This window comes from Cobetia sp. 3AK (assembly GCF_029846335.1).
In the GTDB taxonomy this organism is placed as follows: Bacteria; Pseudomonadota; Gammaproteobacteria; order Pseudomonadales; family Halomonadaceae; genus Cobetia; species Cobetia marina.
Genome location: NZ_JARWKR010000002.1, coordinates 408,938 through 421,521 on the forward strand (window position 1 = coordinate 408,938; position 12,584 = coordinate 421,521).

Sequence of the window (12,584 nt, forward strand, 5' to 3'; positions counted from 1 at the left end):
CATGCTGAGAGATCGCCTGCCCATCTGACCCGATGACGATGTCTGTCGGGTCATCAAGACGCCGGCCCTGGTGGCAGTCCCCGGACTGCTGACGGGGCCGGCGTTCTGCCATCTGTGCCATGCAAGCCGCGCCATGCAAGCGGCCAGCGCGACGCCCGTACGCGTGCCCCGGATGGCATGCGGCTTAGTGTCTGGTGGGAAGGTCGCATTTCCCCCGGCACGGGGGCGTGGCATGCTGAGGGTCTCATCATAAACTCTCATTTCTTTCACTTTTTCCAGGTGAATGCCGGTGACACTAGAGGCCGGCCACCGAAGGATCCTTCAACATGCTGGGAATGCTCAAGAAACTGTTTTCCGCAGGCGAGCCTGCGCCGGTCAAGGAACCGGAGGCCGTCGAATACAATGGTTACCTCATCGTGGCCATGCCACAGAAGCACGAAGGGCAGTACCGGGTCTCCGGCGTGATTCGCAAGCCACTGGAAGGGGGCGAGACGCTGGAGCATCGCTTCGAGCGCTCCGACACCGTGCCGGGAGAAGACGGCGCCGTGGAGCTGACCGTGCTCAAGGCGAAACGCACCATCGATGATCTGGGCGACACGATCTTCGAACGCTGAGCCGACGTGATGGGTACCCGGCGGGTATCCTCGTCGAACTCGGCATCGAAGCCTGCGTTCAGGAAGCACGATTCAGGGAGACGACATGATCACGGTGCACCATCTGGAAAACTCACGCTCGCAGCGCATTCTGTGGCTGTTGGAAGAGCTGAATCTGGAATACCGCCTGGAAATCCATGCCCGTGACGCCGGGAGCATGCGTGCGCCCCGGGCACTCAAGGACATCCACCCGCTGGGCAAGGCGCCGGTGATCACCGACACCACGCTGTCCGGTGACACGGGAGCACCTGTCGTGGTCGCGGAGTCCGGCGCCATCATCGAATACCTCATCGATGTCTATGGCTCGCAGGGCAGTGGGGAGAGTGCCCACCTCAGACCTGCCCCCGGGACTCAGGCCGAGCGCGATTACCGTTTCTGGCTGCACTTCGCCGAAGGCTCCGCCATGCTGCCGCTGATGCTCAGGCTGGTGTTCTCGCGTCTCGACAAGCCTCCTGTGCCGTGGTTGATCCGTCCGGTCGCCCGCCTGCTGGCCAAGGGAGTCAATGACAAGTTCATCAGCCCGGAAATCAAGGCGCACCTCACCTACATGGATACCTGTCTCGAACGTCGCCCCTGGCTTGCCGGTGACGCCCTGACCGGTGCCGATATCCAGATGAGCTTCCCGATCCAGGCGCTGGATACGCGTCAGGGGCTCAAGAATCATCCGAACATTCAGGACTGGCTGGCGCGCATCCGGGCGCGCGCCGCCTTCCAGCGCGCCGTGGACAAGGGTGGCGAACTGGTCCTCTGATCCCCGAGCGACCGGAGCGACACGTCGCCCCTGCACCCCCCTGCGCAGACAGGGCATGTGAACAGGGCATGTGAACAGGGCATGTGAACAGGGCGTGTGGACCGGGCGTGTGAACAGGGCATGCAGACCGGCATGCAGGCAGCAAAGGCCGAGGTGGTGCGACATCGGGATGTCGCCTGGGCCATCACGCGGGGGATCGGGAATGTGATTCCCCCGCGAGGCTATCCGGGTGGGTGACGGGTAGCGGGACAGGGAGTCAACCGGGGACGAGGGAATGACACGCAAGAGTCTACGTGAGCAGTCGCTTGAGGCCACGATCCAGCAGATGGAGCGCGACAAGGCACGTCTGGAGCGCCGTGTCGCGAGTCTGGAGGAGAAGTTGTCGTCGACCCTCGACGGCACGGGTCTGCGTCTCTGGCAGCTGGAAGTTCCCACCGGCAAGCTCACCATCTTCAACTATCGCTGGGGGCGCATGCTGGGTTATCAGCCCGGCGAGTTGAACGCTCATTTCGATGTCTGGCGAGATCACCTCCACCCGGAAGACCGCGACGAGGTGCTCGCCAATCTCGAGGACCATCTCGCCGGGCGCACCGAAGTCTATCAGGTGGTGCATCGCATGCTGGCCCGAGACGGCAGCATCACCTGGGTCGCGGACAGGGGGCGAGTCGTCGAACGTGACGCGAATGGCAAGGCGCTGCGGCTGTTGGGCACCCATACCGACATCAGCCACGAGAAGGATTACGAGACTCGCCTCAATGCCCTGGCCAGCACCGATGCACTGACGGGACTTTCCAATCGCCAGGCCATCAATGGCTGGTTCAAGCGCCAGCTGGCGGACGACAGTGCGCTGTTGTTCATCGACGTGGATGGCTTCAAGCAGGTCAATGATGCGCTGGGACATCGTGCTGGCGATGAAGTGCTGGTATTGCTCGCCCACGGTCTCAATGAAGAGCTGCATCATCTGGGCGTCCATCACCACCTGGCCGCGCGCTTCGGTGGGGATGAGTTCCTGTTCCAGCTGCCGCGCATGACACCGGCGCGTATCGAGATGATCGTGCGGCGCTGGCTGGCACGCTTCGGCCAGCCCCTCGAGATCAGCACGGGGCAGGCCAGCATCGGTCTGAGCATCGGGATCTGCTTCGGCCGAGACGCCAACGGCAACTTCGCGACCGCACTGGAATATGCCGATCAGGCGATGTATCGCGTCAAGCGCAGCGGCAAGCACGGCTACCATCTGCATGCCCCCTTGCGGCATGGCGAGGCGCCCCGTATCAGCGCTTTGCAGGACTCTTCCTCCAGAGCGCGTCACGCCGCCGGCACCTCCCCGCGTCTGCCTCCCGAGATTCCCGTCGCCTCGCCGCTGGACACCCTGGCCCAGGCCTCCGCCGCGACACGCGCAGACAGCGCCACCCCCCTCACACCTGCGCGTGACCCCGCCCCCCGCCCGGTCATCGACGAGTGACAGCGCGGATGGCAGGCTGACGCCGCATTGCCATCTGCTTGTGCTATCACTGCCTCTCAGAACTTCTGACATCTCGGAGCTTCTGTCAGCTCGGTATCGCCCTGTCGTCTCTGTCTGCCTCGGGACTGATCGTCATGTCGGATGGCAATCCCGCATGGGCAATGGTTGACTGACACTGGCAGAGAGATAACAGGCGTCATGTCACCAGCAGGGCGAGGGTCCTCAAGGAGTGAAGGATGAGTCACAACGAGACAGGCCGACAGTGCGTCAATCAGTTCTTCCATCAGTCGGGCGATATCATCGGCGCGGCGCTTTCCGGCAGTGCCCAGTTGCAGCACCCCGATGGCAGCGGCCTGCGTCTGTCCGCGCCGGACAGCGGCATGCGCCTGGTGGTGCGCGATGACTGGCAGCGCGATCAGGTCGCGCTGATTTCCGGCGGGGGTTCCGGGCATGAGCCCGCGCATGCCGGCTTCGTCGGGGCCGGCATGCTCACCGCGGCGGTATGTGGCGAGCTGTTCGCCTCACCGACGGTGGAGGCGGTGCTCGCGGCGCTCAGAGAGGTGACCGGTGACGCGGGGACCCTGTTGATCGTCAAGAACTACACCGGAGACCGCCTCAATTTCGGTCTGGCGGCCGAACGGGCACGTCAGGAAGGACTCAAGGTCGAGATGGTCATCGTCGCCGATGATGTGGCGCTGCCTGACAACCCGCAGCCGCGCGGGCTGGCTGGCACCTTGCTGGTCCACAAGATCGCCGGGGCACTGGCGGCAGGCGGCGCGGATCTCGAGGAGGTCACCGCCGTGGCGCGCCGGGTGGCGGACAGCTGCTCGACCCTGGGCATGGCACTCGATGTCGGGCGTCATCCCGGCAAGCCGCGTGAGCCACGCGCGCCGGAGCTGGGACTCGGCATTCATGGCGAGCCGGGCGCCACCACGCTGGAGTTCGGCAGCCACGCCGGAGATTGCGACGTGCATGCCCTGATGGATCAGGTAGTGGCGGCGCTGATACAGGGGCACTCGCGCAAGGAGGCCGGGGGTGACTTGCCCGCCACCGGCCATCTGCTGATGATCAATGATCTGGGTGGCTGCTCGGCATTGGAGCGCGCGGTCCTGCTCGACGAGGCGCTGGCGCATCCGTCGCTCAAGGCGCTGGGCATTCACGCCGTGGTGGGGCCGCAGCCGCTGATGACCTCACTGGACATGCACGGCTTCTCGCTGACGCTGTTGCCGCTGGACGGCTTGCTGGAAGAGGCACTGGACGCCCGCTGTGCGCCGCGTGCCTGGCCCGGTGTTCAGCGGGTGGTGCCGCTGGCGCATTTCACGCCTCGTCAGGAGGGGGGACGCGCTGTTCAAGACGCCTCCACGCTTGCCGAGCGCGCCCGAGCCAAGGCCGATTGCCAGGCGCGTGCTGCCCGGGAAGGCCGGGCGAGGGTAGCGCTGCCGGGCGACCCTCAGGTCGAGCAGCGGCTGCGTGCTGTGCTGGAAGTCCTGCTGGCCAGTGAGGTGGATCTCGATCGTCTCGATGCCATCAGCGGGGACGGGGATACCGGCACCACCTTTGCCGGCGGTGCCCGTGCCGTGCTGGAAGCGCTGGAGGACTGTGAGCTGGCCTGTGGTGACAGTGGCGAGCTGATGACCTCCATCGGCAAGCAGCTGGCCTACGGCATGGGCGGTTCCAGTGGCGTGCTGCTCTCGACCCTGTTCACCGCGGCGGCGACGCGGTGGAAGACGCAAGCCAGCGAGGCAGACGCCCGTGCACCTGCCTCGCTGGGGCAGCGCTGGCATGAGGCGCTCGATCACGGCGTGGGGCGGATGCAGCATTACGGCGGCGCTGTGCGCGGGGACCGCAGCCTGCTGGATGCACTGCTGCCGGCGTTGGACGCACTGCAGGCGTCGGTGCAGGGTGAGCAGCAGGCGTCGGTGCAGGGCGAGCGCATCGACTGGGCCGCGATGGCACGCGCCGCCCGCCAGGGAGCGGATGCCACCGCGGAGATGGCCAAGGCACGGGCCGGACGCTCCGCCTATGTGCCCGCCGCCCATCTGGTCGGCCACAACGACCCGGGCGCGGAAGCCGTGGCGCGTGTCTTCGAAGCGCTGGCGGACGCCGCCGAGGAAGCGGCGGGCTGATTCGATTGACCCGAATGACCCGCGTCTGAACTCCCCAGACCCACAACGCTCATGAAGCCAAAGCCCCATAGACCAAAAGCCCTATAAACCAGAAGCCCTATAAACCAGAAGGCCCGCCCATGAACCTCACGTTCAGGGGCGGGCCTTCTGGCATTGCACGGCAGCCGTCAGGCGACTTTCTGGCGAGTCGGCAGGCGAATCAGACGGGTGGCGATGGCGGTGCCCAGCAGGGTGATGCCCATGCCGGTGAGGATGCGCGCATCGATCACCTCATCGAGCAGCATGTTGCCCCACAGCAGGGCGCTGACCGGTACCAGGAAGGTGACGGAAGTGGTCGCGGTGGCGCCGGCGCTGGCCAGCAGGCGGAAGAAGATCAGGAAGGCGAGGCTGGTGCTGAGTACCGCCAGCGCGATGGCGCTGCCCCAGGCCTCCAGGCTGACGCTGGCCTGCGGCCACATCCACAGGCCCGGAATCAGCAACAGCAGGGACGACATCAGCGAGCTGCCCGCGGCCAGCACCGGTGAGGGCAGGTGACTCAGGCGCTGGCGCGAGAAATTGGAGGCGAAGCCATAGCAGAAGGTCGCCCCCAGGGCGGCGAGGATGAACCAGCCATCGCCGCCGAGCTGGAAATCGAGGCGGTCACTCGACAGCACATAGACCCCGCTGAAGGCCACGGCCAGTCCCAGATACTGTTGCTTCTGGATCGGCGTGGCGAACAGCGCCATGCCCAGCAGCGCGGTGAACAGTGGCGTGGTGGCGTTGATCAGCGAGGTGAAGCCGGCCTCCAGCTGGGTGGTGGCCAGCGCCAGCAGGCAGAAGGGCAGTGCCTGACTGGTCAGGCCCAGCACCGCAAGCGAGCCCTTGTGTTCCCACAGCATCTTCAGGCGGCCCGCGCCCAGCAGCAGCGGGGCCAGCACCAGCGCGCCGATGCCCATGCGCAGCAGAATCAATGTGGTCGGGCCGAATTCTGGCGCGGCCACGCGCATGAAGATGAAAGACATGCCCCACAGGGTGGACAGCAGGACAAGACGCAAGGCATCGCTGGCGGACATGGTGTTCTCGACGTGGCGTGTGGAAGGCAGTCCGCTAGGCTAGCCCCTCACGCGCATCACGGGAAGCACGACCTTGTGTCTGTCGCTGTCCAGCTTCTGCCGAGCTTCAGCCCAGCCCCAGCCAGCATCAGCCAGCATCAGCCAGCATCAGCCCAAGCCCAGCCCGCTGGCCTCAGGAGGACGGAATCGCCCCACGCTGGATGGCGGCGATGTCCCGAGCGGCGCGTTCCAGTGCCGGCAGATGCTTGAGCATGTCCTCGCGCGACTGACGCATCACCGGCGCCTGGATCGCCACGCCGATGTTGGAGGGCCCGTCCGGGTTGGGTGCCAGCACCGCGATGCACACCAGCCCGGGGAGGAATTCCTCATCATCGAGTGCATAGCCTTGCCGGCGGACCTGCTCGATCTCGGCCTCGACGGAGTCGATGTCGGTCAGGGTATTGCGCGTCATCGCGTTCAGCGGTGTGCCCTTGAGCAGGCGGCGGCGCTGGGCGGGCGGCATCTGGGCCAGAAACAGCTTGCCGCTGGCGGAGCAATGCACCGGCACCCGGGAACCGGGATGCAGATAGAAGCGCAGCGGCGCCTGGGTCTCGACGCGATCCAGATACAGCACCTCGCTGCCCGACAGCGCGGTGATGTTGCAGCTTTCCCCCACCTCTTCCATCAGCCGGCTGAGCACGCCGTGGCGCGCGCCCTGCACGGTGTCGTTGAGCAGCAGGTTCTCCGCCAGACGGCGCAGACGGCTGCCCTTGCTGTAATGGCGGTTGTCCGCCTCGCGCTGCAGCATGCCGCTGCCTTCCAGCTGCTGGAGCATGCGATGCAGCGTCGGCTTGGGCAGGCCGGTCTCTTCCACCAGTCCCTGCAGCGTGAAGAACTGATCCTTGGCGGCGATCACCTCCAGCAGCGCCAGCAGACGCTGGGCGGGCGTATCGCCTTCTATCTTGCTGCCTTCCTTGCCGGTGTCCTTGTCAGCGTCCTTGCTGGCACGCGGCAGGCTTGCCTGGGGCTGGGTGGCACTGTTCATGGGCTATTCCCTCCTTCAATCCGTGCGCTGGGCAGTGTGGCGCCGAAACGCTCGGCCCGTCAGTGCCTTGCGTTGCTGTGCCTACTTTAACAGTACTCCATAGGACGGAAGAAGTTTCTAAAAAAGACACGTTTTCTATCATTTTATGAAATCTAGCTTGACGAGCGCCATGGTGAGGGCTAATTTTGGTCACATGTTTCGGTAATCGGAACTAAATGTACCAATAAACATAAAATTGATAGTTGGAGACGCCATGAGCACTCAAGACAGCGCAGACAACCGCAAGGTCGTGCAGGGCAAGCAGAAGATGACGCCCTCCGAGGCTTTCGTGGAAACCATGGTCGCCAATGGCGTCACCGACATGTTCGGCATCATGGGTTCCGCCTTCATGGATGCGATGGACATCTTCGCGCCGGCCGGCATCCGTCTGATCCCGGTGGTGCATGAGCAGGGCGCCGCTCACATGGCCGACGGCTATGCGCGTGTCTCCGGCCGTCATGGCATGGTCATCGGCCAGAACGGCCCGGGCATCTCCAACTGCGTCACCGGCATCGCGGCCGCTTACTGGGCGCACAGCCCGGTGGTCATCGTCACCCCGGAAGCCGGCACCACCGGCATCGGCCTGGGCGGCTTCCAGGAATGCAAGCAGCTGCCGATGTTCCAGGAATTCACCAAGTACCAGGGCCACGTCACCCACCCGTCGCGCATGGCGGAATACACCGGCCGCTGCTTCGATCGCGCCATGTCCGAGATGGGCCCGACCCAGCTCAACATTCCGCGTGACTACTTCTACGGCGAGATCGAGTGCGAGATTCCGAAGCCGGCACGCGTGGACCGTGGCCCGGGTGGCAGCAAGAGTCTGGATGAGGCAGCCGAGCTGCTGGCCAGCGCCAGGTTCCCGGTCATCGTCTCCGGTGGCGGTGTGGTGATGGCGGATGGCGTCGAGGAGTGCAAGGCACTGGCAGAGCGTCTCGGCGCGCCGGTGGTCAACAGCTACCAGCACAACGATTCCTTCCCGGCCAGCCACCCGCTGTGGTGTGGTCCGCTCGGGTATCAGGGCTCCAAGGCGGGCATGAAGCTGATCTCCCAGGCCGATGTCGTCATCGCGCTGGGCACGCGTCTCGGGCCGTTCGGTACCCTGCCGCAGCACGGCATGGACTACTGGCCGAAGGACGCGAAGATCATCCAGATCGACGCCGACCACAAGATGCTGGGCCTGGTGAAGAAGATCTCCGTCGGCATCTGCGGTGACGCGCGTGAAGCGGCCATCGCCCTGACCGAGCGCCTGTCCGGTCGCAATCTGGAATGCGATGCCACCAAGGATTCGCGCCTCAGCACCATCCGCGAAGAGAAGGCCGCCTGGGAAGCCGAGCTTGACGAGTGGACCCACGAGAAGGACGCCTTCAGCCTCGACGCCATCGACGAGGCCAAGGACGAGAAGCCGTTCTCCGGCGGAGAATACCTGCACCCGCGTCAGGTCCTGCGCGAGCTGGAAAAGGCCATGCCGGAAGATGTCATGGTCTCCACCGACATCGGCAACATCAATTCCGTGGCCCATAGCTACCTGCGCTTCGACAAGCCGCGCAGCTTCTTCGCCCCGATGAGCTTCGGCAACTGCGGCTACGCTCTGCCGACCATCATGGGTGCCAAGACCGCCGCGCCGGAACGTCCGGCCATCGCCTACGCCGGTGACGGCGCCTGGGGCATGAGCCTGATGGAAATCATGACCGCCGTGCGTCACGACATTCCGGTCACCGCCGTCGTCTTCCACAACCGTCAGTGGGGCGCCGAGAAGAAGAACCAGGTCGAGTTCTACAACCGTCGCTTCGTCGCCGGTGAGCTGGACAACCAGAGCTTCGCCGAGATCGCACGCTCCATGGGCGCTGAAGGCATCACCGTTGACCGTCTGGAAGATGTGGGCCCGGCGCTCAAGAAGGCCATCGACATGCAGATGAACGACGGCAAGACCTGCGTCATCGAGGTGATGTGTACCCGCGAACTGGGCGACCCGTTCCGCCGCGACGCCCTCAAGAAGCCGGTGCGTCTGCTCGAGAAGTATCAGGATTACGTGTAACGCCCGGCCCTTGCGCGCCTGAGTGGACAGGCGCGCAAGCGAACATGGCGCAACACGCAAGCTAGACGGAACCTCTCCCTTGCCCCGGCCATTTCTGATGTCCGGGGCTTTTTGGATGTGTCGGCTGCCTGCAGGGGCAGCGAGGAGACAGACATGAAGGCACTCAACAACATTCTGGCGCGGGCCAAGGCAGACCCGCGCCGTATCGTGCTCTGCGAAGGGCAGGACATGCGGGTGGTGCAGGCGGCGGTGAGCGCGGCGGAGCAGGGCCTGGCGCAGGTGATGCTGGTGGGCGACCCGACCGTCATCGCCGCCACCGCCAGAGAAGCCGGGCTCGAGGATGGCTCGCTGGAAAGCTGTGAGCTGATCGACCCCGCCACCTGCGAGCACACCGCCAGGCTTGCCGAGGCGCTGCACGCGCATCGCGCGGCCAAGGGCATGACGGCGGAGCAGGCCGCCGAGAAGATTCGTGATCCGCTGACGTTCGCCAACATGCTGGTGCGCGAAGGGCTGGCGGATGGCTCGGTGGCGGGGGCGGTGAATACCACCGCCGATGTGGTGCGCAGCGCCATCCAGTTACTGGGCCTGGCGCCGGGCAGCAAGCTGGTCTCCAGCTTCTTTCTGATGATGCTGTGCAAGCCGTTCCACAACCTGAAGGGCGGCATGATCTTCTCGGACTGCGGGCTGGTGATCGACCCCGACGCTGAGGAGCTGTCGCAGATCGCGCTGGCCGCCGCCGACAGCGCCCAGGCCCTGCTCGGGGAAGACCCGCGGGTGGCGATGCTGTCGTTCTCCACCAATGGCAGCGCGCATCACGCCTCGGTGGACAAGGTGGTGCAGGCCGCGCATCGGGTACGCGAGCAACGCCCGGATATCGCCATCGATGAAGACGTGCAGCTCGACGCCGCCATCGTGGCGGAAATCGCCGAGCGCAAGCTGCCCACCTCCCGCGTCAAAGGCACCTCCAACGTGCTGGTGTTCCCCAATCTGGAAGCCGGCAATATCGGCTACAAGCTCGCCGAACGCATCGGCGGCGCAGAAGCCATCGGCCCGCTGCTCCAGGGCCTTGCCAAACCCGCCAACGACCTCTCGCGCGGCTGCTCCACCGCCGACATCCTCAATGTCATTGCGGTCACTGTTGTTCAGGCGCAGCAACGTACCCCGCAAGGCTGAATCTTCTTGATGATACATTACGTAGCAAATACGGCAGATAGAAAATCTGCCGTATATTATAATATATAGCTAACGTGTTTTATTCTTGTGGTTTATCATCGTTATCAGTATTCTTTCTAGGTTTTGGGCCAAAATTAATAGTAGCTCCTTTAGGGTCGACACCACTATATGACATAGTCCCATGACGCGTTTCACTTTTCCCTATTTTTTGTTGTAAAGCAATGCTCGGAGAAGTTGATTTTATTTGTTTTGAGCTTCTTTTTCTTATTTCTATCCAAAATAGTTTCTGCTCAATTCTGCTGAGTTTATTATAAGCTTCAAGAGCTTTTAGTAATTTTTCTCTGCTCATAATCTCCCCTTTATCTTTTGTCCACAACAATCACATTTACACCCGAAATAAGGTAGTGATGCCCTTGGCGGTGTTCTATCACACTTTGCACAGTTTAAGCTAAGATTATATAAGGTATGACTCATGGCTGATTTTTCCTCTTTTCGTGATACTGAAATAACTCCAATATCTAGTTTCTCTTGATGGTTGTAATCATTCCATAGTCTTATTATTTCTTGTTTAGTTGTGCTTATGTCAGAGTCTTGAAGATCTTTGGCTTTGTTATGAAGTTCTAAATTCTTCTCAATGGCTTTATCAGCATGTGTTTTTTTGTCCTCCCATTTATATGCTAATGAAATTACCGAAGCCACAACTTGAATTATGCCTAAGATATAGAATAAAAGCTTCAGTGCCTCAGTTGTTTGTAATGAGTCACTATCTGATATTAATAATAGTGAGTAGCTTAATATAGGTACAATTATCCCTAGTAACAGTATGATGGTTGTTATTTTTGAGTATTTCTTCTTTTTGTTTTTAAGTATGAATATGGTACCAAAAGAATAAAAAATAACTTCTTCGCATTTCTCTTTATATGATGCTTCTGGGAGTGTCATTATAATAATTCCAAACCTATCAATTAGTTTTGGTAGTATAGTACTATATTTGGTGTTGCAAAAATTGTTTTTGTGATTAATTCATTATAGATGAAAAATAAATTTTCGCATCTCTAATTTAGACAGTGTGATACATCGATAGCGGTTGGATATATTGACTGATTTGTTGAGGCGAGTGGTGCTGAACTTTAGTCTAGCAGTGAAGTCATAAGCTAGGTTGTAAGTGGGGCTGGTGAGTGACAACCTCGTTAGTCGAATGAACCGATGTTTCTATCATTTGTGCGTTTAGTATCTACGCATAAATAAATATAATGAGAATATTGTTTTGAATAATTTTGTTAGCAGGTAACTTTACCCTACCTTTTTGCTTTAGCGCGTTTAAACATTGTAGGGGAAAGTTTAGGGTGATCTATATTTATGCTGGGTAGTTGTGGTCATGTTTGATTGTATTGTTTGATTCTCTCTTATGTTGATCTGGGATTGACTTTGCGTTCAATTTGTGTGACTTTTAAGTCTTCATGGGAGATAATAATTTTGATATAAGGGATGCCATGAGTAATTTCAGAATTAAGCTGCATAAATGTCGTGTTATATTTTTTGATCTTGAGTTCTATGTGCCCTTAGAGGGGCGAAATAAGAAAGGATTTTGCTATAATCCTTGGCATGATGATCATAAGTTATTGGGCGGTAGTTTTTTAGTTGCAAATCCTCAGAAAGACTTTGATCATAATAGTAAGGTTGATAGCGGTAAAGTAGAATCTCTATGGTTATGGGATCACGAGTCTGAAAAAGAGCTCTTGAAGTCTATATATAGCTTGATTAAGAGCTCTTATGATATTGTTTATAGTGCCCATCAAGGGAAAGTGTCGCCTGTGTTATGTGGCATAGGCATTTCATCATCTGATGTGCCTATCCTTTTTGAATTGTTTAAGAAGCACTGTTTAATTTCTAATGCGGAGGCTTTTTATTTTCAAAATGCTCTCAGAGCAATTGATCTATCTCAATTGTCTATTGGGGTTTTCAATAATGCCAATAGGTTTATGTATCCCAAATCAAAAAAGACTATACTACAGAAATATCTTCCGGAGAGAAAATTCGAAGACGGTAAGAGTGTTTGGGACTTATATGACTCAGATAATAGGCTAGCTATAGAAAAACGAGTGATAGATGAGGTTTTGTGTACGTATGAGTGTTATATGAAAATATTGGAAGATTTTAGCAAATTTAAAGCTATGGAGAAGAATAAAAAACGGAGTGATAAACTTATATTGGCAATAAAGTGATTTGGAAAGCTTTAGTAGATATTTTGTGTTAGGGATCGGTACTA

Annotated in this window: 11 protein-coding genes; 7 read left to right on the forward strand and 4 right to left on the reverse strand. The window is 59.5% G+C overall.

Annotation, left to right across the window (positions count from 1 at the left end; genetic code table 11):
• The first annotated feature begins 326 nt into the window (after positions 1-326).
• From QD228_RS04250 to QD228_RS04265, 4 genes are all read left to right on the forward strand, one after another.
• On the forward strand, positions 327-614 hold the full coding sequence (locus tag QD228_RS04250) for an HlyU family transcriptional regulator (protein WP_307722815.1): 288 nt from the start codon (positions 327-329) through the stop codon (positions 612-614).
• An 85-nt stretch (positions 615-699) separates the two neighbouring features.
• Positions 700-1,404: a glutathione S-transferase gene (locus QD228_RS04255; protein ID WP_279874537.1), complete on the forward strand. Its 705-nt coding sequence runs from the start codon at positions 700-702 to the stop codon at positions 1,402-1,404.
• Between the two features lie 274 nt (positions 1,405-1,678).
• Complete coding sequence (locus QD228_RS04260) at positions 1,679-2,866, forward strand: diguanylate cyclase (RefSeq protein ID WP_279874539.1); 1,188 nt, start codon at positions 1,679-1,681, stop codon at positions 2,864-2,866.
• Positions 2,867-3,102: 236 nt separating this feature from the next.
• Positions 3,103-4,992: a dihydroxyacetone kinase subunit DhaK gene (locus tag QD228_RS04265; protein ID WP_176493452.1), complete on the forward strand. Its 1,890-nt coding sequence runs from the start codon at positions 3,103-3,105 to the stop codon at positions 4,990-4,992.
• Between the two features lie 167 nt (positions 4,993-5,159).
• On the opposite strand, the gene QD228_RS04270 is transcribed toward QD228_RS04265, so the two are convergent.
• Positions 5,160-6,044: a DMT family transporter gene (locus QD228_RS04270; protein ID WP_176493451.1), complete on the reverse strand. Its 885-nt coding sequence runs from the start codon at positions 6,042-6,044 to the stop codon at positions 5,160-5,162.
• Between the two features lie 172 nt (positions 6,045-6,216).
• Positions 6,217-7,068 (reverse strand): IclR family transcriptional regulator, encoded by an 852-nt coding sequence (locus tag QD228_RS04275; RefSeq protein ID WP_077374914.1) that lies wholly within the window; start codon positions 7,066-7,068, stop codon positions 6,217-6,219.
• A 253-nt stretch (positions 7,069-7,321) separates the two neighbouring features.
• Here QD228_RS04275 and xsc point away from each other — a divergent pair, with 253 nt between their 5' ends.
• Both xsc and pta read left to right on the forward strand, forming a co-directional pair.
• The gene (gene xsc, locus QD228_RS04280) at positions 7,322-9,142 is read left to right on the forward strand and encodes a sulfoacetaldehyde acetyltransferase (RefSeq protein ID WP_255304435.1); all 1,821 of its coding nucleotides are present in this window, start codon (positions 7,322-7,324) and stop codon (positions 9,140-9,142) included.
• Between the two features lie 153 nt (positions 9,143-9,295).
• A complete protein-coding gene (gene pta, locus QD228_RS04285; protein WP_279874544.1) occupies positions 9,296-10,315 on the forward strand; it encodes a phosphate acetyltransferase in 1,020 nt (339 codons plus the stop codon).
• A gap of 79 nt (positions 10,316-10,394) precedes the next feature.
• Here pta and QD228_RS04290 read toward each other — a convergent pair whose 3' ends face one another.
• A complete protein-coding gene (locus tag QD228_RS04290; RefSeq protein WP_279874546.1) occupies positions 10,395-10,664 on the reverse strand; it encodes a hypothetical protein in 270 nt (89 codons plus the stop codon).
• Positions 10,661-11,257 (reverse strand): mobilome CxxCx(11)CxxC protein, encoded by a 597-nt coding sequence (locus tag QD228_RS04295; protein ID WP_279874547.1) that lies wholly within the window; start codon positions 11,255-11,257, stop codon positions 10,661-10,663. The genes QD228_RS04290 and QD228_RS04295 overlap by 4 nt, the downstream gene beginning before the upstream one ends.
• A gap of 551 nt (positions 11,258-11,808) precedes the next feature.
• Here QD228_RS04295 and QD228_RS04300 point away from each other — a divergent pair.
• Positions 11,809-12,540: a hypothetical protein gene (locus QD228_RS04300; RefSeq protein ID WP_279874548.1), complete on the forward strand. Its 732-nt coding sequence runs from the start codon at positions 11,809-11,811 to the stop codon at positions 12,538-12,540.
• Positions 12,541-12,584: the final 44 nt, after the last annotated feature.

What these genes read in the sequence shown, in the direction of transcription:
- pta (WP_279874544.1), top strand. Translation starts at nt 9,296, where the DNA reads ATGAAGGCACTCAACAACATTCTGGCGCGGGCCAAGGCAGACCCGCGC.
- QD228_RS04260 (WP_279874539.1), top strand. Translation starts at nt 1,679, where the DNA reads ATGACACGCAAGAGTCTACGTGAGCAGTCGCTTGAGGCCACGATCCAG.
- QD228_RS04295 (WP_279874547.1), bottom strand. Translation starts at nt 11,257, where the DNA reads ATGACACTCCCAGAAGCATCATATAAAGAGAAATGCGAAGAAGTTATT.
- QD228_RS04255 (WP_279874537.1), top strand. Translation starts at nt 700, where the DNA reads ATGATCACGGTGCACCATCTGGAAAACTCACGCTCGCAGCGCATTCTG.
- QD228_RS04250 (WP_307722815.1), top strand. Translation starts at nt 327, where the DNA reads ATGCTGGGAATGCTCAAGAAACTGTTTTCCGCAGGCGAGCCTGCGCCG.
- QD228_RS04290 (WP_279874546.1), bottom strand. Translation starts at nt 10,664, where the DNA reads ATGAGCAGAGAAAAATTACTAAAAGCTCTTGAAGCTTATAATAAACTC.
- QD228_RS04275 (WP_077374914.1), bottom strand. Translation starts at nt 7,068, where the DNA reads ATGAACAGTGCCACCCAGCCCCAGGCAAGCCTGCCGCGTGCCAGCAAG.
- QD228_RS04270 (WP_176493451.1), bottom strand. Translation starts at nt 6,044, where the DNA reads ATGTCCGCCAGCGATGCCTTGCGTCTTGTCCTGCTGTCCACCCTGTGG.
- xsc (WP_255304435.1), top strand. Translation starts at nt 7,322, where the DNA reads ATGAGCACTCAAGACAGCGCAGACAACCGCAAGGTCGTGCAGGGCAAG.
- QD228_RS04300 (WP_279874548.1), top strand. Translation starts at nt 11,809, where the DNA reads ATGAGTAATTTCAGAATTAAGCTGCATAAATGTCGTGTTATATTTTTT.
- QD228_RS04265 (WP_176493452.1), top strand. Translation starts at nt 3,103, where the DNA reads ATGAGTCACAACGAGACAGGCCGACAGTGCGTCAATCAGTTCTTCCAT.